The organism is Kaistia defluvii (assembly GCF_040548815.1).
In the GTDB taxonomy this organism is placed as follows: Bacteria; Pseudomonadota; Alphaproteobacteria; order Rhizobiales; family Kaistiaceae; genus Kaistia; species Kaistia defluvii_A.
This window is the reverse complement of sequence record NZ_JBEPSM010000003.1, coordinates 584,088-603,787: the sequence shown is the minus strand read 5'-3', so window position 1 is coordinate 603,787 and position 19,700 is coordinate 584,088. Positions and strand designations below refer to the sequence as shown.

At 65.3% G+C, this 19,700-nt stretch carries 18 protein-coding genes; 9 read left to right on the top strand and 9 right to left on the bottom strand.

Annotated features, from left to right (window positions below):
* Nucleotides 1–298: 298 nt before the first annotated feature.
* The 5 genes from ABIE08_RS19665 (at nucleotide 299) to ABIE08_RS19645 (ending at nucleotide 5,177) form a co-directional block, all read left to right on the top strand.
* The gene (locus ABIE08_RS19665) at nucleotides 299–1,291 is read left to right on the top strand and encodes an NAD-dependent epimerase/dehydratase family protein (protein WP_354553529.1); all 993 of its coding nucleotides are present in this window, start codon (nucleotides 299–301) and stop codon (nucleotides 1,289–1,291) included.
* Nucleotides 1,291–2,427 (top strand): glycosyltransferase family 4 protein, encoded by a 1,137-nt coding sequence (locus ABIE08_RS19660; protein ID WP_354553528.1) that lies wholly within the window; start codon nucleotides 1,291–1,293, stop codon nucleotides 2,425–2,427. The genes ABIE08_RS19665 and ABIE08_RS19660 overlap by 1 nt, the downstream gene beginning before the upstream one ends.
* Nucleotides 2,414–3,700 (top strand): lipopolysaccharide biosynthesis protein, encoded by a 1,287-nt coding sequence (locus ABIE08_RS19655; RefSeq protein WP_354553527.1) that lies wholly within the window; start codon nucleotides 2,414–2,416, stop codon nucleotides 3,698–3,700. Before ABIE08_RS19660 ends, ABIE08_RS19655 begins: the two co-directional genes overlap by 14 nt.
* Nucleotides 3,693–4,877 carry a glycosyltransferase family 4 protein gene (locus ABIE08_RS19650; RefSeq protein ID WP_354553526.1) on the top strand — a complete coding sequence of 395 codons (1,185 nt, stop codon included), beginning with the start codon at nucleotides 3,693–3,695 and terminating at the stop codon, nucleotides 4,875–4,877. Before ABIE08_RS19655 ends, ABIE08_RS19650 begins: the two co-directional genes overlap by 8 nt.
* A gap of 123 nt (nucleotides 4,878–5,000) precedes the next feature.
* Entirely contained in the window at nucleotides 5,001–5,177 is a 177-nt protein-coding gene (locus tag ABIE08_RS19645; RefSeq protein ID WP_354553525.1) for a hypothetical protein, read from the top strand.
* A 3-nt stretch (nucleotides 5,178–5,180) separates the two neighbouring features.
* Here the strand turns inward: ABIE08_RS19645 and ABIE08_RS19640 are convergent, their stop codons facing one another.
* On the bottom strand, nucleotides 5,181–5,792 hold the full coding sequence (locus ABIE08_RS19640; RefSeq protein WP_354553524.1) for a TetR family transcriptional regulator: 612 nt from the start codon (nucleotides 5,790–5,792) through the stop codon (nucleotides 5,181–5,183).
* Nucleotides 5,793–5,968: 176 nt separating this feature from the next.
* Between ABIE08_RS19640 and ABIE08_RS19635 the strand changes: the two genes are divergently transcribed.
* Together ABIE08_RS19635 and ABIE08_RS19630 are read left to right on the top strand one after the other, a co-directional pair.
* The gene (locus ABIE08_RS19635) at nucleotides 5,969–7,084 is read left to right on the top strand and encodes an efflux RND transporter periplasmic adaptor subunit (RefSeq protein WP_354553621.1); all 1,116 of its coding nucleotides are present in this window, start codon (nucleotides 5,969–5,971) and stop codon (nucleotides 7,082–7,084) included.
* Nucleotides 7,084–10,233, top strand: a complete 3,150-nt coding sequence (locus tag ABIE08_RS19630; RefSeq protein ID WP_354553523.1) for an efflux RND transporter permease subunit — start codon at nucleotides 7,084–7,086, stop codon at nucleotides 10,231–10,233. The genes ABIE08_RS19635 and ABIE08_RS19630 overlap by 1 nt, the downstream gene beginning before the upstream one ends.
* Nucleotides 10,234–10,335: 102 nt before the next feature.
* Here the strand turns inward: ABIE08_RS19630 and ABIE08_RS19625 are convergent, their stop codons facing one another.
* The 7 genes from ABIE08_RS19625 to ABIE08_RS19595 all read right to left on the bottom strand — a co-directional run bounded on the left by ABIE08_RS19625 (nucleotide 10,336) and on the right by ABIE08_RS19595 (nucleotide 17,276).
* Nucleotides 10,336–11,145, bottom strand: coding sequence for an SDR family NAD(P)-dependent oxidoreductase (locus tag ABIE08_RS19625; RefSeq protein WP_354553522.1), 810 nt, complete (start codon nucleotides 11,143–11,145; stop codon nucleotides 10,336–10,338).
* Between the two features lie 12 nt (nucleotides 11,146–11,157).
* Nucleotides 11,158–12,000, bottom strand: coding sequence for an NAD-dependent epimerase/dehydratase family protein (locus ABIE08_RS19620; RefSeq protein ID WP_354553521.1), 843 nt, complete (start codon nucleotides 11,998–12,000; stop codon nucleotides 11,158–11,160).
* On the bottom strand, nucleotides 12,000–13,085 hold the full coding sequence (locus ABIE08_RS19615; protein ID WP_354553520.1) for a Gfo/Idh/MocA family protein: 1,086 nt from the start codon (nucleotides 13,083–13,085) through the stop codon (nucleotides 12,000–12,002). The genes ABIE08_RS19620 and ABIE08_RS19615 overlap by 1 nt, the downstream gene beginning before the upstream one ends.
* 2 nt (nucleotides 13,086–13,087) lie before the next feature.
* Nucleotides 13,088–13,960 carry a carbohydrate ABC transporter permease gene (locus ABIE08_RS19610; protein ID WP_354553519.1) on the bottom strand — a complete coding sequence of 291 codons (873 nt, stop codon included), beginning with the start codon at nucleotides 13,958–13,960 and terminating at the stop codon, nucleotides 13,088–13,090.
* A complete protein-coding gene (locus tag ABIE08_RS19605; RefSeq protein WP_354553518.1) occupies nucleotides 13,960–14,904 on the bottom strand; it encodes a carbohydrate ABC transporter permease in 945 nt (314 codons plus the stop codon). The genes ABIE08_RS19610 and ABIE08_RS19605 overlap by 1 nt, the downstream gene beginning before the upstream one ends.
* Before the next feature lie 3 nt (nucleotides 14,905–14,907).
* Nucleotides 14,908–15,840 carry a sugar phosphate isomerase/epimerase family protein gene (locus tag ABIE08_RS19600; protein WP_354553517.1) on the bottom strand — a complete coding sequence of 311 codons (933 nt, stop codon included), beginning with the start codon at nucleotides 15,838–15,840 and terminating at the stop codon, nucleotides 14,908–14,910.
* A 104-nt stretch (nucleotides 15,841–15,944) separates the two neighbouring features.
* Nucleotides 15,945–17,276, bottom strand: a complete 1,332-nt coding sequence (locus ABIE08_RS19595) for an extracellular solute-binding protein (protein ID WP_354553516.1) — start codon at nucleotides 17,274–17,276, stop codon at nucleotides 15,945–15,947.
* Nucleotides 17,277–17,579: 303 nt separating this feature from the next.
* On the opposite strand from ABIE08_RS19595, the gene ABIE08_RS19590 reads away from it, so the two are divergent.
* Nucleotides 17,580–18,212, top strand: a complete 633-nt coding sequence (locus ABIE08_RS19590) for a cysteine hydrolase family protein (protein ID WP_354553515.1) — start codon at nucleotides 17,580–17,582, stop codon at nucleotides 18,210–18,212.
* Between the two features lie 42 nt (nucleotides 18,213–18,254).
* The gene (locus tag ABIE08_RS19585) at nucleotides 18,255–18,767 is read left to right on the top strand and encodes a MarR family winged helix-turn-helix transcriptional regulator (protein ID WP_436409586.1); all 513 of its coding nucleotides are present in this window, start codon (nucleotides 18,255–18,257) and stop codon (nucleotides 18,765–18,767) included.
* Here the strand turns inward: ABIE08_RS19585 and ABIE08_RS19580 are convergent.
* The gene (locus ABIE08_RS19580; RefSeq protein WP_354553513.1) at nucleotides 18,754–19,665 is read right to left on the bottom strand and encodes a LysR substrate-binding domain-containing protein; all 912 of its coding nucleotides are present in this window, start codon (nucleotides 19,663–19,665) and stop codon (nucleotides 18,754–18,756) included. The genes ABIE08_RS19585 and ABIE08_RS19580 overlap by 14 nt on opposite strands.
* Nucleotides 19,666–19,700: the final 35 nt, after the last annotated feature.

Below are 19,700 nucleotides of genomic sequence, written 5' to 3'. Positions count from 1 at the left end.
TGCGAGGTCCCAGTTAATCGTCTGGCGATTAATTTTCGGTTCAGGCACGGCCGCAGCCTGCCCCGGCGCCCGGTCAGCGCAGCTTCGGCGTGTGCAGGGAAGCGCTTGCAATTCCGCCCGAGCACTATTTCAATAGAAGGTGCAGATCCCAGACAATTTCCGGCCATTCTCCGCCAGCCTGAAGCGGGCGGAACCAGCAGCCTCTGCCACAGACCATACAGACGACCGCAAGCCAGTATTCGCATCGCGTCTTATGACGGCACGTCCCGCCGTCTGATGACGCGATACCGGGGGGCCCATGGCAATGACAGGTCATCGCGTTCGCATCCTGATCACCGGAGGTTCCGGCTTTGTCGGGCGTCCGCTGGTTCGGCTGCTGTCTCGCGATCATGACGTTCTCGTCTATGACGCCCTTCGTTTCGGACGATGCCGATTCACGGAAGCGGAACTGGCCCAGATCGAGCTGGTCGAGGGCGATGTTCGCGACCCGGTTGCCGTCGAACGCGCCGTCGGCGCCTTTGCGCCGGAGGTCATCGTCCATCTCGCCGCCATCCATTTCATTCCGCATTGCGAGCAAGACCCCGTCACGGCGGTCATGGTCAATGTCGCGGGTACGGTCAACCTACTGGCGGCCGCGCCACGGGGTTGCCGCTTCGTGCTGGCCAGTAGCGGCGCGGTCTATGGGCCCGACGATGTGCCGCATCGCGAGGATGTCTCCGCGCTCGAACCCAGCGATGTCTACGGGCTGACCAAGCTGCAGGCCGAGGGATATCTGCAGCACTTCAGCCGCGCCAAGGGGCTGGCGGGCATTGCGGCGCGCCTGTTCAACGTCGTTGGCCCCGGCGAGACCAACCCGCATCTCCTGCCCGAGATCGCATGGCAGCTGAAGACGGGCCAAAGCGAGGTCCGGCTCGGCAATATCTGGCCGAAGCGCGACTACATCCATGTCGAGGACGCCGCCGCCGGCTTCGCCGCGCTGGCGCTTGGGGGCGATGTGCCGCCGGGCGAAGCCCTGGCCGTCAATCTCGGCACCGCGCGCCAGCACTCGGTCGCGGAGATCCTGCACCACATGCGGCAGGCGGCGGGCGTCGACTTTCGCGTCGTGATGGACCCAGCCCGCATCCGGGCCGTCGACCGGCCGTTTCTCGCTGCGGATATCGGCCGGATCGAAACACGCTTCGGCTGGAGGCCGAAACGGACGATCCGGGAGGCGGTGGAGGATCTCTGGCGCCACCCGGACATCCGCCCGGGGCTCTTCCTGCCAGACGTTCCGGCCGTGGGAACGGCGTGATGCGGATCGCGCTGCTCACCGAACTCTATCCGCCCAGCATCGGCGGGCAGGAACTCTTCTTCGAGGGCCTCGGCCGAACGCTGGCCCGCCGGGGCCATAGCGTCGATGTCTTCTGCGTCGCCCATGCCGAAGGCCTGCCGCCGCTGGAGATCGTCGACGGGGTCACCGTGCATCGCTTTCCCACCGACCCCGATTACAGGACGCCACCAAGAGCCTGGATGAAGCGCGCCTGGCCGACGATCTTTCGCTACGCCTTCTGGACGCGGCGCTGCTTGGCGGGGCACGCATACGACCTGGTCCTTCTCAACCAATGGCCGCTCCTGCACGCGGTGACCCTACCGTCTGAGCATCGCCGCCACGCCGTCCTGCATTGGTGCGAGGTTCGCGACGGCCGGTTCTATGTGATGCTGCAGAAATGGCTGCCATGCCTCGTCCGGCACAATGCGGCGATCAGCGACGCGGTGGCAGGCGCGATCGGAATGGCCTCCGGCCGGCCCTTCTTCGTCCTGCCGAGCGGCCTCTGTCTCGACGACTATCACTCCGAGCCAAGATCTACCCGGAGCGGTATCCTGTCGCTCGGCCGCATCGTCGAGCACAAGAACCTGCCCTTGCTCGTCGCAACCTTCGAACGACTGAAGCAGGATGGCTATCCGGGCCGGCTGACCATTGCCGGCGACGGACCGGCCCTGCCGGAATTGCGCCGCGTTGTCGCCGCGTCGCCTGTGGCAGATGCCATCACCCTTCCCGGTCCGGTGAGCGATGCCGAAAAGGCCCGGCTGCTGGCGCAATATGAGTTGTTCGCCCTCGTCAGCCGCCGCGAGGGCTTTCCACGCGTCGTCGCCGAGGCGATGGCCAGCGGATTGCCGGTCGTCACCGCCGGCTTTGTGGGCAACGGGACTCAGGACGTGGTGTTGGCGGCCGGATGCGGTCTCGTCGCCGCGCCAGAACCGGCTGCCTTAGCCTATGCGGCCCGCCGGGTGCTGGGTCAATGGCAGGAACTTTCCGACGCCGGGCGCCGCCTTGCCCTGGGGCTCGACTGGAACACGATTGCCGAGCGGCTCGAAAGCCAGGTCGGCTGGGAGGCTATGCCAGCGGGCGCAGCCCCACAGATCGCATCCAGCCATGCCGGCGGCTAGTTTCGTCCTGCGCCGACAGGCGCTCGCCATCCCCGCCGCCAATCTCTCGGTGCGGGCCCTCGGTCTGGCGATGCGGCTCGGATTGGTCGTCTATCTCGCCCGCTTTCTCGACATGGATGCGGTCGGCCAATTCGGCCTGATCCAGGGCGCCGCCAGCCTGGCCCCGGTCGTGCTGGGATGGGGCGTCACCTACTATCTCGGCCGCGAACTTGTTGGCAGACCGCCGTTGGAGGCCGGCCGGCTGGTGCGCGACCGGCTGCTGCTCACGATCGCGAGCCTCGCCGCCGTGGGCGCCGTGTTGGCGGCTTTGATAGTGACGGAGACGATCGAGGCGCCACGCGCGCTGCCCTGGATTGCCGCCATCCTGTTTCTGGAATCGCTCGCCTTTGATCTGCATTTTGCCCTGATCAGCGTCGGCAAGCCGGTCGCCGCCAATTTCCTGCTGTTCGTCCGGTCCGGGCTCTGGGTCTTTCCCGCCGCCGGGCTCGGCCTCGCCTTTCCGACGCTGCGGACGCTCGACTTCGTGCTTCTGTGTTGGACGCTGGCGCTGATCGCCAATTTCGGGGCCCTTCTGCCGATCCTCGCCGCCTGGCCGCTCGCCGCGATTGCGCGCGCCCGCATCGACCGGGACTGGATCGCGGCGCGGATGCGGGGCAGCAAGCTGATCTATCTGAACGATCTCGGCATCGTCGGCATGACCTATCTCGACCGCTACATCGTCCATTCGATGCTCGACCTCCGCGCGACCGGGATCTTCGTGCTGCATTGGGCGATCGCCAATGCCGTGCATGTCCTCGTGACGGCGGCAACGGTGCAGGTTTCCCTCCCGGCGCTGGTAAGCGCCTACCGTCAAGGCGACGGGCCATGGCGGATCGAACTCAGCGCGCTGGTCCTGCGGGTTCTGGCGATCGGTGCGCCGCTTGCCCTGCTGGTCTTTGCCGTCGCCGTCTTTGGCCTGCCCCTGGTCTCGGCTGAAGCATTGCCGATTTCGGGTCCGCTGCTGGCGCTGATGCTGGTTTCCTCCGTCATCCGGCTAGTGGGCGACGGGCTCAACTATGGCCTCTACAGTCGAGGACTCGACCGCTCCCTGGCCGGCATCAACATCCTCGGCGCGGTCACCGCCGTTCTGCTCAGCGTCGTGCTGCTGCCCCGGCTTGGGCTCGTCGGGGTGGGGCTGGCGATGGTGCTGAATGCGACCTTGCTGCTGGCCGCGCGCGCGGCCGTCCTCGCCGCCCGCCACAGGATCGGCCCCGCGGAGCGCGCGGATGGCTAGCCGGATGCGTCAGCGCGTTCTGCACATCCTGCCGGATGGCAGCGCGGGCGGCGGCGCCACCGTGGTCCTCGGACTCTGCCGCGATCTCGTGGCGACCGGAAACTGGGATGTCGGCCTGGTTACCGCGCCCAATTCCCCCGTCGCCGAGCAGGCCGAGAACTCCGGGATCGCCTGCCTGCCGCTCGACTTCTTCACCTCGCGGTTCGACTTTCGCCTGCCAGGTCGCCTGGCGCAGCGGATCAAAGCGTTCCGCCCCGACCTTCTCCATGCCCATGGAGCCCGCGCCGGCTTGCCGTTCTGCCTGCCATCTCTGTCGAAGACGGTTCCGCTGGCCTACACGGTGCACGGCTTTCACCACGCGAAGAGGCCGCTACCGATGCGTCCTCTGGGTCGCCTCGCCGAAGGACGGATCTTTGCGCGGGCCGATGCCGTGGTGTTCGTGTCGAATGGCGACCGGTTCCAGGCGAAACGCGAGCGGATCCTGCCCGCAGGCGACGATCGGCACTCGGTGATCGCCAACGGCATCGATCCCACCGAGTTCGAGGGCCTCGTCCCTTTCGAGGAGCGCTTCGATCTGGTCTTTGCCGGGCGCGCCCACCGGCAAAAGAATCCGTTCTTCATGGTCGAGATCATGGAAGCCTTGCGCGGTTCCGGCATCCGCCTGCGCATGATCTGCGGCGGCGCGCTGGAGCCTTCCCTGCGCGCCCGGATCGCCGCCAGCCCGGCGCGCGACAGCATCACCCTCTCCGGCGCCCTGCCTAGGGACGAGGTGCTGCGGACGTTTCTATCGGCCAAGCTCTATGTGCTTCCCTCGCTTTGGGAGGGGCTGCCGATCGCACCGATCGAGGCACTGCATTGCGGCTTGCCGGTGATCGCCTCCAACATTCCGGGTACGGACGAGGTGGTGATCGATGGCGTCAACGGGCGGCTGATCGACCGGTTCGATGCAGCCGACTATGCCCAGGCGATCCGCGACATTCTGGGAGACGAGGCGCATCGAAGCCGACTTGCCGCGGAGGGAAGAAAGCGCGTGAAGGAACGCTTCCTCCGTTCCGTCCATTCGGCCCGTCACCAGGCTCTTTACAGATCCATGATCCCTTTCTCCGAACATCCCGAGATCACCGACCTATTCGGCCGACACCCCTTACGAAGGACCGCCGCCACCTACGAAGACTAGGCCGATTTCGTGTGGAGGAAGTACATTCCTCGCCTTACGGAAGGCATTCGCCAATTGCTCGCGATAGGCATTTCCAATACAGCTTGTGCCGCTTTCCTGTTGTCCACCCGGAATTTGCCGTCCATGAGCAGCAAGATGCCCGACAGCCGCCGGGATGCCACCAAGGCGGGAAGCCGCGCCACAACGCCTCTCCGATTGAGAGACACCCCCCGGGCCATCCTTCGCACCCTCGTCTATGCCGGCATCATCGCGCTCAGCATCCTGCTCTGGTGGGCCATCGGCAGGCTCGCGCTGGGCTGACCGTCAGGCCGATTGCGGCCCCGGCACGCCTTCGCGCTGGGCCGCCGCCACGTCACAGCGAAAGCTCGCCACCAGGCAATTCAGGGCGGCGCGCAGGGTCACGGCCAAGCTGGCGTCGAACTCGTAGCGCAGCCAGTTGTCGAGCATGCCCGACATGAAACAGCGCAACGTCATCGAGGCGGCGCAGGCGGTCCACCCCGGCCCCAGATGCCCATCCGCTTCCGCGGCCTCGAAGGCGCGACGGAAATTGGCATCCATGGTTTCACGCATCTCCTGCTGCCAGGCCAAGGCTTCCTGCATTTCTCCGACATATTCGCAGCGCGTCACGATGATCTTGTAGACCTTCCGAGTGTGATCGTCCGTCGCGAACAGTTCGATGACCTCCAGAGCCCAGTCGAGCACGCTTCGAAGCGGTTCCGCGCCGCCTTCGAACGCCCGGGCAATGACGGCGTCATGGATGCCGTGGACGCGCTGGATGATGGCGCCCAGCAATTCCTGCTTGTTGGCGAAATGCCAGTAGATCGCGCCCCGGGTGACGCCGGCCGCGGCGGCAATCTTCTCCATGGACGCACGGGAAACGCCGATCTCGACGAAGACGGTTTCGGCCGCATTCATGATGCGTTGCCGAGTTTCCTCAGACTCCGATTTCGTGCGCCTCATTCATACGGCTCCCTTTACATACATTGTTGTTTGTATATATGCTGTGCTGCAATAGATCCAGCCATCTCTTTTTGCGGTGCAAAAGCATGCGTTTGCCGTCTCCCTCCCGTCGAACCATAGCCGTGCTGCTCATGGGCGCCAGTCTGCTCGCCCTGCCGGCTACGGCCATGGCCCAGGCGCCGGCCGCTCCGCCGCCGCCCAGCGTCGAGCTGACCACCGTCAATGCTCGCGAGGTGCCGCTGAGCTACAGCTATGCCGGGCGCGTCTCCGCTTTCCGCGAAGTCCAGGTCCGTGCCCAGGTCGGCGGCATCCTGATGGAGCGCGCCTATGTCGAGGGCGCCAGGGTGAAGGCCGGCGACGTGCTGTTCCGTGTCGATCCCAAGACCTATGAGGCGGAAGTCGCCCGCGCGGACGCGCAGTTGCAGACGGCACAGGCGCAGCTTGCCCAGGCAACGCGCGACAAGGCCCGCGCCGTGGAACTGTTCACCCGCCAGGTGGGCTCGCAAAAGACGCGCGATGACGCGCTCTCGGCCGTCGACCTCGCCGAGGCCGCCGTTGCCGCCGCCAAGGCGCAGTTGAAGACGGCGCAGATCAATCTGGACTATGCCACCGTGCGCGCGCCGATCGACGGCGTAACCAGCCTCGACGTCGTCCCGGAAGGCAGCCTGATCGGCGTCGGCACTACCGACAGCCTGCTGACCACCATCAGCCAACTCGATCCGGTCTATGTGAACTTCTCCTTCACCGACGCGAACGCCGCCGAACTGCGCAGCATCACCGATGCCCAGAAGGCGCATACGGCCGATGCAAAGCTGACGGCGACGATCACTTTCGGCGATGGCCGGGTCTACGACAAGCCGGGCGAAATCGACTTCACCTCGTCCAGCATCGACGTCCAAACCGGCACGATCCGCTCGCGCGCCGTGTTCCCCAATCCGGACCTCTACCTGATCCCCGGCCAGTTCGTGCGCGTCACCATTTCGGGCATGTCGCTTGCCTCGGCGATCGTGGTGCCGGAAATTGCCGTTCTGCAGGGACCGCAGGGCAAGTTCGTCTACACCGTCGATGACAAGAACGTCGCCGCCATGGCGCCGGTCACCCTCGGCCAGTCGGTCGAGGGCGGCTGGATCGTCACCGAAGGGCTGAAATCGGGCGACCACGTCGTCACCTCCGGCGTCATCAAGGTCCGTCCCGGCGCACCGGTCGCCGCTGCCAAGACGATCGTCCAGACTGCGCAGGCGAACTGATGAACCGCTTTTTCGTCGAACGGCCGGTCTTCGCCGCCGTCATCTCGATCGTCATCGTGCTGGCGGGCATTCTCGCCATGCGCGCCCTGCCGATCGCCCAATATCCCGAGCTGACGCCGCCGCAGGTGGTCGTCACCGCAACCTATCCCGGCGCCAGCGCCGACGTGTTGACCCAGACGGTCGCGGCGCCGCTCGAAGAGCAGATCAACGGCGTCGAAGACATGCTCTACATGCAGTCGATCAATTCGGGTTCCGGCTCGACGCGGCTGATCGTGACCTTCGCCACCGGCACGGATGCCGACCAGGCGACGATCAACGTCAACAACCGCGTGCAGCGGGCGCTTTCAGCGCTACCCTCGGAGGTCCAGCGCCTGGGTGTCACGGTCAACAAGCAGTCGAGCTCGATCCTCGCCGTCGTGGCGCTGACCTCGGACAATCCGCAATACGACTCCGTCTTTCTCGCCAATTATGCCCTGCTGAACGTCATCGACGAGTTGAAGCGCACGCCGGGCGTCGGCGAGGCGAACCTGTTCAGCCGCGAGAATTACGCCATGCGTGTCTGGCTGCGACCGGACAAGCTGGCCCAGTTCGGCCTGACGACGGACGAAGTCGCGACCGCCATCCGCGAGCAGAACCAGCAATACGCCGCCGGCCGCGTCGGCGACCCGCCGACCGAGGGCAAGCTGACCTATTCCTACGCCGTCACCACGGACGGCCGCCTGCCCGACGCCGAGGCCTTCGGCAATATCATCCTGCGCTCGGATTCGAACGGCTCGACGCTGCGGCTTCGCGATGTCGCCCGCATCGATCTCGGCGCGCAGGACTATGGCTTCAAGGCCATCCTGAACGGCCAGCCGACCGTTCCGATCGGCATCTATCTGCAGCCGGGCGCCAACGCGCTCAACACCATCGAGGCGGTCAAGCTCAAGCTGGACGAAATCCAGGGCCGGATGCCGGAAGGGGTCAGCTACAAGATCCCCTATGACACGACGCTGTTCGTGCAGGCCTCGATCGACGAGGTGATCAAGACCTTCATCGAAGCGCTTGTTCTCGTCGTGGTCGTCGTCTTCGTCTTCCTGCAGAACTGGCGGGCGACGCTGATCCCGCTGATCGCCGTGCCGGTATCGATCCTCGGCACCTTCGCCGGCATGTATCTGCTCGGCTTCTCGATCAACCTGCTGACCCTGTTCGGCCTGGTGCTGGCGATCGGCATCGTCGTCGATGACGCCATCGTCGTGCTCGAAAACGTCGAGCGCATCATGACGACGGAGAAGCTGCCGCCGCGCGAGGCGACCATCAAGGCGATGGGCGAAGTGACGGGCCCCGTCATCGCCATCGTGCTGGTGCTGGTCTCGGTGTTCGTGCCGGTAGCCTTCATGGGCGGCCTGGCGGGCGAGATGTATCGCCAGTTCGCCATCACCATCGCCGTTTCCGTCACCCTGTCGGGCATCGTCGCGCTGACGCTGACGCCGGCGCTCTGCGCCCTGCTGCTGAAGCCCGGCCATCACGAGCCGATCCTGCCCTTCCGCCTGTTCAACCGCTTCTTCGAATGGCTGACGCGCGGCTACACCTCGGGCGTTCGCTTCTTCCTGAAGCGGGCCCTGCTCGGCATCGCGCTGTTCGCCATCATGATCGGCGCGATGGGCTATCTCGCCATGAAGATCCCCGGCGCGCTGGTGCCGGAAGAAGACCAGGGCGTCATCCTGACGGTCGGCATCCTGCCGCCGGCGGCCGCCCTGTCGCGCACCAGCGACGTGATGTCGACGGTGAGCGACAACGTCTCCAAGCACCCTGCGGTAGCCAGTGTCCTGGCCTTTTCCGGCTTCGACCTGCTCGCCGGCTCGCAGTCGCCAAGCGCCGGCGCCGCCTTCGTCAAGCTGAAGGACTGGGCCGAACGCAAGACGCCGGATCTCGACGCCCGCGCCATGCCCGGCCAGGTCATGGGCATGAATGCCGGCATCCAGGACGGCATGGTGCTGGCGTTCAACCCGCCGCCGATCCAGGGCCTGAGCACGACGGGCGGCTTCGAGCTCTACGTCCAGGACCGTGCCGGCGCGGGCACGCCGCAATTGCTGGCGACGACCCAGGCGCTGGTCGAGGCGGCTGCCAAGCGGCCGGAACTCGCCGGCGTCCGCACGACGCTGGCGACCAACGTGCCGCAGTACAAGATCAACGTCGACCGCGAGAAGGCCAAGGCGCTTGGCGTGCCGCTGACCTCGATCTTCTCCACCATGCAGGCGACTTTCGGCAGCCTCTATGTCAACGACTTCACGCTCTATGGCCGCAATTTCCAGGTCAAGCTGCAGTCGGAGGCGAACTTCCGCGAGAAGCCGGAAGACCTGCGCCAAGTCTTCGTCCGCGCCGACAGCGGCAGCATGATCCCGCTCGATGCGCTCGTGCATGTCGACCGGACGATCGGACCGGACCTGCTGGAACGCTTCAACAACTTCCCGGCAGCGAAGGTGATGGGCAATCCGGCGCCGGGCTATTCCTCCGGCCAGGCGCTCGCCGCCATCCGTGAAGTCGCGGCGGAAGCGCTGCCGCTCAACTATACGGTGGCGTGGACCGGCTCGGCCTATCAGGAAATCGCCACCGGCGGTTCAGGCCAGCAGGCGCTGATCTTCGGCATCATCATGGTGTTCCTGATCCTCGCCGCCCAGTACGAACGATGGTCGCTCCCGCTCGCGGTCATCCTGGCGGTGCCGTTCGCCCTGTTCGGCGCCTTGCTCGCCATCTGGCTGCGCGGACTCAGCAACGACGTCTACTTCCAGATCGGCTTGGTGACGCTGATCGGCCTTGCGGCGAAGAACGCGATCCTGATCGTCGAATTCGCCGTGATCAAGCGCGAGGAAGGCATGAGCGCCTTCGACGCGGCGCTGGAGGCGGCGCGCCTGCGCTTCCGTCCGATCATCATGACGTCGCTCGCCTTCATCCTGGGCGTGCTGCCGCTGGCGATCTCGACGGGCGCCGGCTCCGCCAGCCGCCATTCGATCGGCACCGGCGTCATCGGCGGCATGCTGGCGGCGACCTTCATCGCCATCTTTTTCATCCCGCTGTTCTACAAACTCATCGGTGGTGGCAAGGACAAGAAGGTCGAGGCGACCCCGCCCGTGGCTCCCACGGCTACGCCCCACCCGGAATCTGCCTGAGCCGGCAGCGCTTTCAGCAGCCCAACAGAAAGGGGCGGCGCCATCGGCGCCGCCCCTTTTTTCATACCTGGGTGGACGCGCCCCATCGCGCGCGGCGATCGCTCAGATGTAGCGCGGATAGGCGTCCGCGTCGGGCGCGTTGGCCCAGCTCATCAGCGTCTGGCCGCCGTCGATCAGCAGTTCCGAGCCGGTGACATGGCGCGCGTCGTCGCTGGCGAGGAAAGCCACCACCGCCGCGACATCCTCCGGCTGGCCGATACGGCGCAGCGGAATACGGTCGGAAAAGCGCTTGGTGCTCGCCTCGAAGGCGGCCTGGTCAGCAGCCGGCACGCCCAGCGTCGTCTGGATGACGCCCGGGCAGACGGCGTTGACGCGGATGCCATAGGGCGCGCAATCGAGCGCCGCGACCTTGGTCAGGCCGACCACGGCATGCTTGCTGGCCGTATAGGGCGAGCCGCCCGACAGGACGTCCCAGCCGGCCATGGACGAACCCATGTTGACGATCGCGCCGCCCTGCTTCTGGGCGATCATGATGCGGACCACGGCCTGCTGCACGATGAAAATGCCGCGCAGGTTGATGCGCAGCACGCGGTCCCATTCTTCCAGCGCCAGCTCGGGGATCGGCGCGGGGGTGCCGGAGATGCCGGCATTGTTGAACAGGATGTCGATCCGGCCGAAATGCTCGACGACGGCAGTAAGCGCCACGTCGACGGCCGCCGGATCGGTCACGTCCGCCGAAACGGCAAACGCCCGGTCGCCCAGTTCCGCCGCCAGCGCCGACGCGCGCGCGCCGTCCTGATCGAGGATCGCCACGCCGCGCGCGCCATCCTCCAGGAAGCGTCGAACGGCGGCCTGGCCGATCGCGCCGGCTCCCCCCGTCACCAGGACGATCTTGTCCATGAACCTCGTCATGACGGTCTCCAATCAGCTTGTGGGATAGTCGCGCCAGGAATGGCGGGGCTCGTAGCCCAGCGTCCGGCGTGCATTGTCGAGATCGAACGTGCTGGCGAAGCCCGGCATCGGGTTGCGCGTCACATCCGGGAAGGCGCGCTCAGCCAGTTCTGCCGTCGGCTCGTCCATGTAGCTGTCGGCGGCGCTGATCATGACGCGGGCATGGCCCTCGACGGGCGCTTGCAGCGCCAGCAGGAAGGCATCCGCCGCATCGCGCGCGTCGATATAGGACCAGAGATCGCGGCCGGCATCGCCAGAGGCGCGGCGCGGACCGATCTGGCCGGCAAAGCCTTCCGGCGTCTGCACCCAGGGCATCCGCAGGCTGACGGCCGTGAACGCGCCGCGCGCGACTGCCGCCTGCACCATTTCCTCGCCCAGCCACTTCGAAAGCCCATAGGCATCCTGCGGGCCGGCCGGGTGATTGTCGTCGATCGGCAGATAGAGCTGCTTCGGCCAGTTGGTGAAGAACGGATAGCCGAAAATGCTGAACGAAGAGGCGTAGACGAAGCGGGTCACGCCCGAAAGCGCCGATGCCTCGATGACGTTGTAGGCCAGCGCCATGTTGGTCTGGAACACCTCCGCCGCCGCGCGCCCGGTCGGGCGCGGGATGGCCGCGATGTGGAAGACGGCATCGGCATCGCGCACCAGCTGCATCGCGATGCCGAGATCGGTCAGATCGGCGGTGACATGTCGCCAGCCGCTCCCGGCCGGCGGCGGCACGCTGTCGATGCCGAGCACGTCGTGGCCCGCGGCGACGGCAGCCGCGGCGACATGCCGTCCGAGCAGGCCGCTGGAACCCGTGATGACGATCCGCATCAGTTTTGCACCTTCGGACAGGGCGGCAGCGCCTGGATGATGGCCTGCGCCAGTTTCAGATCTTCCAGACCGCCCTTGAGGCTGGTCCGCGGCGCGGTGCCGTTCTCGATGCAATCGATGAAGTGCAGCCACTGCTGGCGGAACGCCGTGTCGGGCTTGCCGGGAAGGATGGTCTCGGACGGGCCGTTGCCGCGCGGCTCGCGGATGGTCACGGTCGCGGCCGTGTTGCGGATGTAGGGATTCTGGAAATCGACCCGCACTTCGTCATGTTTGCCATAGGCCGCGATCCACTCATCCCACCACTCATACTGCGCGCCGAACGAGACCTCGAACACGCACGGTACGCCATTGGCGAAATTGAGCAGCGCGAAAATGTGGTTGGGATCGACCGCCTTGGCGTATTCGACGCTTTCGGCGACGCCGAAGGCGCCGCGCAGGACGGCGAGGTTATGGCTGCCGAGCATCAGCAGCATCAGATAGGTGTCCTTGTAGCCGGCATGGTCGGGCCCCAGCGACGCCTCGATGCGCGCATCGGCCAGGGCACGACCGGCGGCGAGGCTGGCCGGATCGACGTCGCTGCCGCGAACCTGGGTGTACAGGCTCTGGTAGCGGTCGAAGCGGCCGGCGAAATTGTGCACGTGGATCTGCTTCAGCGCCTCGATCGAGGCCATGCGTTCAATGCCCAGCACATAGCCGGGATCATAGAGCTTCATGTAACCGACGAGACCGAGCACGCCCTTGGCCTTCGCCTTCTCGATCAGCGGCGCGGCTTCCTCAGCCGTGAAGGCAAGCGGCTTCTCGACGGTGAAGTGCTTGCCGGCGGCGATCACGTCTTCGATGATCGGGCCGTGGTCATAGGTGCAGATCACCACGACGTCGACGGCCGGATCGTTGATCAGCTCGTGATGGTCGGTGTAGCGGCCTGCGACGCCATAGGCCTCGCCGAGGCTGTCGACGACCTGACGCGAGAGGTCGCACAGCGCCGCGATTTCGAGTTCGGGCAGTTCCTTGATGATGGGCAGATGCATGAGCTGGGCAATCTCGCCGCAGCCCACGACGCCGACACCGATCTTACGCTTTGTCATTCTCAGGCCTTCACTGCGCCGGCGGTCAGGCCGGCAATAAACTGCCGCTGCATGAGCACGAACAGGAGGATCACCGGCAGGGTGGTGATCATCAACGCTGCGAAATAGAGGTTCCACAGGGAGTCGTACTGCTGGAAGAAGTTGACCAGCCCGAGCGGGATGGTCTGCACCTCCGGCTGCCGCAGCAGCAGGAAGGCGAGGAAGAAGTCGTTCCAGACCTCGATGAAGCCGAAGATGATGATCAGCGCCATCCCGGGACGGGCGAGCGGCAGCATGATCCGGACCAGGATCGCAACCCGCCCTGCCCCGTCGACGCGCGCCGCATCCTCTAGGTCGAACGGCAGCGACATAAAGAAGCTGCGCATGATGAAGATCGAGAGCGGCATGATCGACGCCGCATAGATGAAGGAGATGCCGACGGTCGAATTGATGATGCCGAGGTCGCGCGCCACCATGAAGAGCGGGATCGCCAGCACCTGCGGCGGCACCAGCATCGAGCCGACGACCAGGCCGGTGACGATGTTCCGGCCCGGAAACCGCAGCCGCGCCAGCGCGTAGCTGCAGGGCGTCACCACCAGGATCAGGATCGCCAGCGAAAGCGCCGTGACCGTGACGCTGTTGACGATGCGCGTCCCCATCTCGGCCATCTGCCAGGCCTGGATGTAGTTGTCGAGGACCGGGCTGGTCGGCGGGCCCCAGACATTGTTGATCAGTTCGGACTTGGTCTTCAGCGAGCCGAAGAGCACCCAGAGCAGCGGATACAGCGTCTGGAACAGCACGATCGCGAGGGCGGCATAGATGCCGATGCGCTCCAGTGCGGCGGTGAAGGCGCGGGAGGAATCGGGCGGGACGTCGCGGGTGGAGGACATAGCCATCAGACCTTGAACCTCGTGCGGCCGAGCCAATAGACGAGAATGGCGCAGATACTGCCGACCAGGACGAACAGCGCGTAGCCCATGGCCGCCGCATAGCCCATCTGGCTGTTCGTGAAGGCCGCCTTGACCATGGCGGTGATCACGACCTCGGTGGCGTGGTTGGGGCCGCCCTGCGTCAGCACATGGACGATGTCGAAATTGCGCACGAAGGCGCCGGAGAGGCTCAGGATCGTGTTGATGAAGATCACCGGCACCATCAGCGGCAGCGTGATGTGCCAGAGCCGGCGACGGGCATTGGCGCCATCGATGCGGGCCGCCTCATAGAGCTCGGACGGAATGGTCTGCAGGCCGGCCAGGTAGATCACGGCGTGGAAACCGAGCCATTTCCAGACATCGACTACGATGACGGCGTAGAGCGCGACATTGGCATCGCCAAGCCAGCTGCGCTTCCAGGATGCCAGGCCGACGAATTCGAGCCCGGCATTGAGCAGGCCGAACACCGGATTGTAGATCCAGGCCCAGAGCAGGCCGGCGGCGACGAAGGAGATCGTCACCGGCACGAACACCGAGGCGCGGATGAAGCCGCGCATGAAGGTGACGCGGTTCAGCAGCAGCGCCAGCGCCAGACCCAGTATGTTCTTGGCCAGGATGCTGACGATGACGAAGATGAAGCTGTTTTTCAGCGCGAGGAGAAACACCCCGTCCTTCATCAGCCGCAGGTAATTGCCGAAGCCGATGAAGCGCGGGTCGGAAAAGCCGTCCCAGCGCTGGAACGAGAGCCAGAAGCCGCTGACGAAGGGCCAGAGGAAGAACAGCGCGAACAGGATGCCGGCCGGCAACATCATCATCGCCGCGACAAACCCGTCGCTGCGCCCCAGCCGCCTCGCAAGCGAGACGCGCGAGGGCGCCGGAGATTTCGAGGTCAGGGCTGCCGGCATCGCCATGGCTTAAGCCCGCGCGTCGGGAGTGAGCACGAGGCCGAGCGTGTTCTTGAGATAGTCGATGCTTTCGAGGGTGCTCTGCTCGGCGGTCTTCTGCGAGGCATCGAGTTCGACGATGGCGAGGCCAGCATAGTCTGCGTCGAGCAGTTCCTTGACGATTCCCTTCAGGTCGACGACGCCGGCGCCCAGTTCGCAGAAGGCGGCATAGCGGTCATAGCCCTTCAGGGCGGGATCGACCTTGGTGTCCTTCAAATGCATGTAGCGAATGGCGGAGATGTAGGTCTTCACCGCGTCGACCGGGTCGGAATAGGTCTGCGCCAGATGGGCCGGGTCGATGCAGAGGCCGGCGACCGAGGTGTCGAGCACGTCCATCAGGCGATCGAGTTGTTCGCGCGTCTCGACGAAGGTGTCGAGATGCGGGTGGTAGACCGTGTCGATACCGAGATCCTTGGTGCGACGGCCGATATCCTCGAGCGAGCGGGCGAAATCGCGATAGTCCTGCGCGTCATGCGCATTGCCGGAAGCGACCGACGGTCCGCCGCCCAGCACCAGCACCGGCGCATCGAAACCCTTGAGCAGACGGGCCAGAGACAGCAGAACGTCGCGCTCATATTCCCAGGCGACGGGATTGACGAAGACGGCGTTGACGTAGAGCGACGACAGGCGGATGCCGAGTTCGCTCTGCGCCTTCGACAGGATCGCATAGCGGCGCAGGATGTCCGTGTCGGTGGTGACACCCATCGGCGCCTGGTGGCCGAGCTGCATGTATTTGCGCGCGAACTGATCCGACAGGCTGGTGAAGGCCAGGATCTCGAACCAGCCAAAGCCCTGATCCGCCAGGAACTTCAAGGCCGGCTGCAGCGGCAGCCCTTCAAGGTCCCAGCTGTTCAAATGATAGCCGATGGAGAAACGCTGCGGCTTTGCGCTCAGGGTGGTCATGATCTTGTCCTTGTCGATGATCCGTTTCGGGCGGCATGCGTCCGATCAACCGGCGAAGCCCCGGCTTCCCAATGATGCCGGGGCTCGCTTGCGGGTTGGGAGGCTTAGTCCTGCGGCGGCCAGTTTCCCTGGGCGACGAGGTCGTCATAGACGGCCTGCACGGCGTCCGCGGCCTGCTGCGGCGTCAGCTGACCACCGACGACGCCGGCGATCGACGACGAGACGGCGGTGGCGATTTCAGCCGGCCAGACCCAGTCGAGGAACTTGACCGTGTTCGGAAAGGCACTGGCGCGCAGGTCCTTGGCATAGGCATCCTCGACGACCGGGACGCCCTTGACCGAGGTCGCCAGCGGCTGCTCGGGCTCGAGATAGAGCGTCGCGACCTCGGGCTGGGTCAGATAAGCCATGAAGGCGACGGCCGGCGCGACCTTCTCCGGCGCGATCGTCGCCGACATGCACATGCCGTTGTCAGCGCCGCCGCCATGCTTCGGCTCGCCGGGAGTTCCGGCCATCTTCGGGAAGGCGAAGGTGCCCCACTCGAAGTCATGCACGCTTTCCTGCAGCGACGGAACTTCCCACGTGCCGCCGTAATACATGGCGCTCTTGCCGCTCGCGAAGGCCGAGCGCATGCCGTCCTGGTCGACGGCGAGCGAGTCCTTGGACAGGATGCCGTCATCCACCCATGTCTTGATCAGGTCGAAGGCGGCGACGCCGTCGGGATCGTTGAACTTCGCCTTGCCGTCCAGGATCGCCGTAGTGCGGCCGATCGGGTCGCCGGAGGCCTGGGCGAAGGTCTCGAAGTACCACATCGGCCACATGGGCGTGTTGGAGCCCTGATGCAGCAGCGGGATCAGCCCGGCCGCGGCAAGCTTCGGCGCGGCGGCCTTCAGGTTCTCATAGCTCGGCGGCACCGGGATGCCGAGATCCGCGAAGACCTTCTTGTTGTAGAAGATCGCCGAGGTCGACATCGTCGTGATCGGCACGGCGTAGACTTCGCCGCGCACGGTGAAGGCGCCGATCGCCGGCTGGTCGAGATTGGCGGAAAACGCCTCGATCTCCTTGGTGATCGGACGAACCAGGCCGCGACGGACATAGGCGCCGTTGGTGTAGAAGGCCGAGCACGCGATCAGGTCCATTTCCTGATTGGCGAGACGCGCCGTCATCAGGCGCTGGACGTCGTTGGCCTGCGGGCCCTGCGCGTCCCACTCGACGGCCTTGACCTCGGGATGCGCCGCGAGGAAGCCGGAAATCACCTTGTCCTGAATGGCCTTCTGCACGTCAGGCGTCTGACGCGGGGCCAATTTATTGAGTGCCGAGCCGCCGAACACCTTGAGGGTGACACCCTCGGCGCTGGCAATCGACGGAGACAAGGAAGCCAGAACGGTCATGGCACTGGCTAGCATCAGGCGCGAAACGGTTAGCTTGCGAATGAGCATGGAAGTCCCTCCGATCAATGACGAGAACAGGTCCCCTCGACCGCCTCATTCATTGATAGTCATACAATAATCAGATCGAATCCCGGCCTTTGTCAATGGACCTGCAGGTGCGCAGCTCAATTTCGGAATCTGCATTAAAATCAGCCAGATAAGGTTCCGACGTGACCGGATTTTGGACAACTTGCCTTGGTTGACACGGCGTGAGTAATATACTTACTAGCCAAATAAAGTTCTTGGAGCTGAGGGCCGGATGGATCGCTGCGTGGACGCCGGCGATGCAGCGAAACCCGCATGGAGGATCATATGAGTGCTGACGTTTTCTCGGATCATCGCCATGGCGAGACCCTGACCCTCGACCCGGCCCGCACGGCGGTCATCGTCGTCGACATGATCAACGAGTTCTGCAAGCCGGGCGGCGCCATGGTGCTGCCGGGCTACGAGACGCTGGTGCCGCAGCAGCTCGAGGTGATCGAGGCTGCCCGCGCCGTCGGCGCACCGGTCTTCTGGGTGCATGACGTGCACCGCGCCAACATGCGCCGCGACCGCGAATGGGTGAAGCGCACCCCGCATTGCGTCGAAGGCACGTGGGGCACGGAGATCATCGAGGACCTCGGCGCCCGCGCCGACGAGATCCACATCGTCAAGCGCCGCTATTCGGCTTTCTTCCAGACCGATCTCGACATGACCCTGAAGGACATGCAGATCACCCAGCTTGTCGTGTTCGGCGTCGTGACCAATATCTGCGTCCGCTCGACCGTGCATGACGCCTTTTTCATCGGCTATGACGTCGCCGTCCCGCAGGATTGCTGCGCCGCAACCGGTGCGCGCGAGCAGGAAAGCTCGCTCTATGACATCGCGACCCATTTCGGCGTTGTGACGAACGCCGCCGACGTGGTCGCATCCCTCAAGGATGGTCTTGCGCTGCGTCAGGTTTAAGGATTTTCTGAACGCCAGAGTGGCAAGGGGCTACACCTATTGATTGAAAACGCAAGCCAGGACGGCGAGCTCGGCGACGAGCCAGCTGCAGGCACGAGCTATAGCCGGGCGCAGATCGACGAGATGATCGCCGCGACCGGCTACGATCTGGATCACCATCCGGCCCATATCATCCGGAAGGTGCACCAGCGCGCCACGACCTGCTTCCAGCAGATAATGGCAGGCGAGGACCTGACGCCGACGCAGTTCGCAGCACTTGCCACCATTCTGCGGCACGGCGACGTTTCGCAGAACCATCTCGGCCGCCTGACGGCCATGGACCCGTCGACGATCAGCCTGGTGGTGCGCAAGCTCCGCAAGCTTGGGCTGGTGACGCGCGGCACGTCGAGCACCGACCAGCGGATGGTGATCATCACGCTGACGGACAAGGGCGTCGACTACACGCTCGACCGGCTGAGCAAGAGCAAGGAAGCCGGCACCCGGCTTCTGGCACCGCTATCCGCCGCCGAACAGGCGCTGTTGCTGGAACTGCTGCAGCGCATCAGCGACGACTGATCAACGCCTCGTCCCCGACCTGTTGCAGCAGCCAGCCGCGGAAGCGCATGAAGCCTTCCCTTTGCTGGCTGCGATGGGGATAGATCAGCGTGTAGGGCTGGTCGCCGACCAGCCGCCGCTCCGAAGCCAGCACCAGATCGCCCGCCGCGAGCGCGGCGCGGGCGAGGATTTCAGGCACTAGCGCGACGCCGAGACCGGCGATCGCCGCATGGATCACCATGTCGAAATGCTGGAAGCGGGCGCCGCGCAGGATGGTGCGGCTGTCGAGGCCGGCATCACGGAACCAGTCGAGCCAGAGCGTCGGCCGCGTCGATTGCTGCAGCAACGGCATGTGCGAAAGCTCGGAATCCGCGAGGACGCTTCTGCCTTCCAGAAGGGACGGCGCGGCGAGAACCACCAGTTGCTCCTCCATCAGCATGTCGGCATGCGCGCCGGGCGGGCGGTGATCGCCACGCTGGATGGCGGCGTCGAAGCCATCCGCCTCGAAATCGACCACGTCCAGCCGCGCGGAAATATCGAAGGTGAGGTTGGGCGCAACGCTGCGATAGGCCGCGAGCCTGGGCACCAGCCAGGTACTGCCGAAGGTCGGCAGCACCGCCAGCCGCAGCACGTCGGCATGGCCGCCGAACGCCATCACCGTCATCGCCGCCTGCTGCAGATCCTCCAGCAACCGGTCGACATCGCGATGCAGCGCGCGACCGGCGTCGGAGAGGATCAGCCTTTGCTTGACGCGGTGGAACAGGCGCACGCCGAGCCGCTCCTCCAGCGTGCCGACCGAGCGGCTGACGGCGCTTTGCGTCAGGTTCAGCGCATGCGCGGCGCGCGTGGTCGCACCGAGCCGCGCACAGGCCGAGAAAGCCTGAAGCTCTGTAATCGTGGGGATATAGCCTTCGCGCATGGCCGCCGCTTACCCTCGGATTATGATCGATACTC

What these genes read in the sequence shown, in the direction of transcription:
- ABIE08_RS19665 (WP_354553529.1), top strand. Translation starts at nt 299, where the DNA reads ATGGCAATGACAGGTCATCGCGTTCGCATCCTGATCACCGGAGGTTCC.
- ABIE08_RS19660 (WP_354553528.1), top strand. Translation starts at nt 1,291, where the DNA reads ATGCGGATCGCGCTGCTCACCGAACTCTATCCGCCCAGCATCGGCGGG.
- ABIE08_RS19655 (WP_354553527.1), top strand. Translation starts at nt 2,414, where the DNA reads ATGCCGGCGGCTAGTTTCGTCCTGCGCCGACAGGCGCTCGCCATCCCC.
- ABIE08_RS19650 (WP_354553526.1), top strand. Translation starts at nt 3,693, where the DNA reads ATGGCTAGCCGGATGCGTCAGCGCGTTCTGCACATCCTGCCGGATGGC.
- ABIE08_RS19645 (WP_354553525.1), top strand. Translation starts at nt 5,001, where the DNA reads ATGAGCAGCAAGATGCCCGACAGCCGCCGGGATGCCACCAAGGCGGGA.
- ABIE08_RS19640 (WP_354553524.1), bottom strand. Translation starts at nt 5,792, where the DNA reads ATGAATGCGGCCGAAACCGTCTTCGTCGAGATCGGCGTTTCCCGTGCG.
- ABIE08_RS19635 (WP_354553621.1), top strand. Translation starts at nt 5,969, where the DNA reads ATGGGCGCCAGTCTGCTCGCCCTGCCGGCTACGGCCATGGCCCAGGCG.
- ABIE08_RS19630 (WP_354553523.1), top strand. Translation starts at nt 7,084, where the DNA reads ATGAACCGCTTTTTCGTCGAACGGCCGGTCTTCGCCGCCGTCATCTCG.
- ABIE08_RS19625 (WP_354553522.1), bottom strand. Translation starts at nt 11,145, where the DNA reads ATGACGAGGTTCATGGACAAGATCGTCCTGGTGACGGGGGGAGCCGGC.
- ABIE08_RS19620 (WP_354553521.1), bottom strand. Translation starts at nt 12,000, where the DNA reads ATGCGGATCGTCATCACGGGTTCCAGCGGCCTGCTCGGACGGCATGTC.
- ABIE08_RS19615 (WP_354553520.1), bottom strand. Translation starts at nt 13,085, where the DNA reads ATGACAAAGCGTAAGATCGGTGTCGGCGTCGTGGGCTGCGGCGAGATT.
- ABIE08_RS19610 (WP_354553519.1), bottom strand. Translation starts at nt 13,960, where the DNA reads ATGGCTATGTCCTCCACCCGCGACGTCCCGCCCGATTCCTCCCGCGCC.
- ABIE08_RS19605 (WP_354553518.1), bottom strand. Translation starts at nt 14,904, where the DNA reads ATGGCGATGCCGGCAGCCCTGACCTCGAAATCTCCGGCGCCCTCGCGC.
- ABIE08_RS19600 (WP_354553517.1), bottom strand. Translation starts at nt 15,840, where the DNA reads ATGACCACCCTGAGCGCAAAGCCGCAGCGTTTCTCCATCGGCTATCAT.
- ABIE08_RS19595 (WP_354553516.1), bottom strand. Translation starts at nt 17,276, where the DNA reads ATGCTCATTCGCAAGCTAACCGTTTCGCGCCTGATGCTAGCCAGTGCC.
- ABIE08_RS19590 (WP_354553515.1), top strand. Translation starts at nt 17,580, where the DNA reads ATGAGTGCTGACGTTTTCTCGGATCATCGCCATGGCGAGACCCTGACC.
- ABIE08_RS19580 (WP_354553513.1), bottom strand. Translation starts at nt 19,665, where the DNA reads ATGCGCGAAGGCTATATCCCCACGATTACAGAGCTTCAGGCTTTCTCG.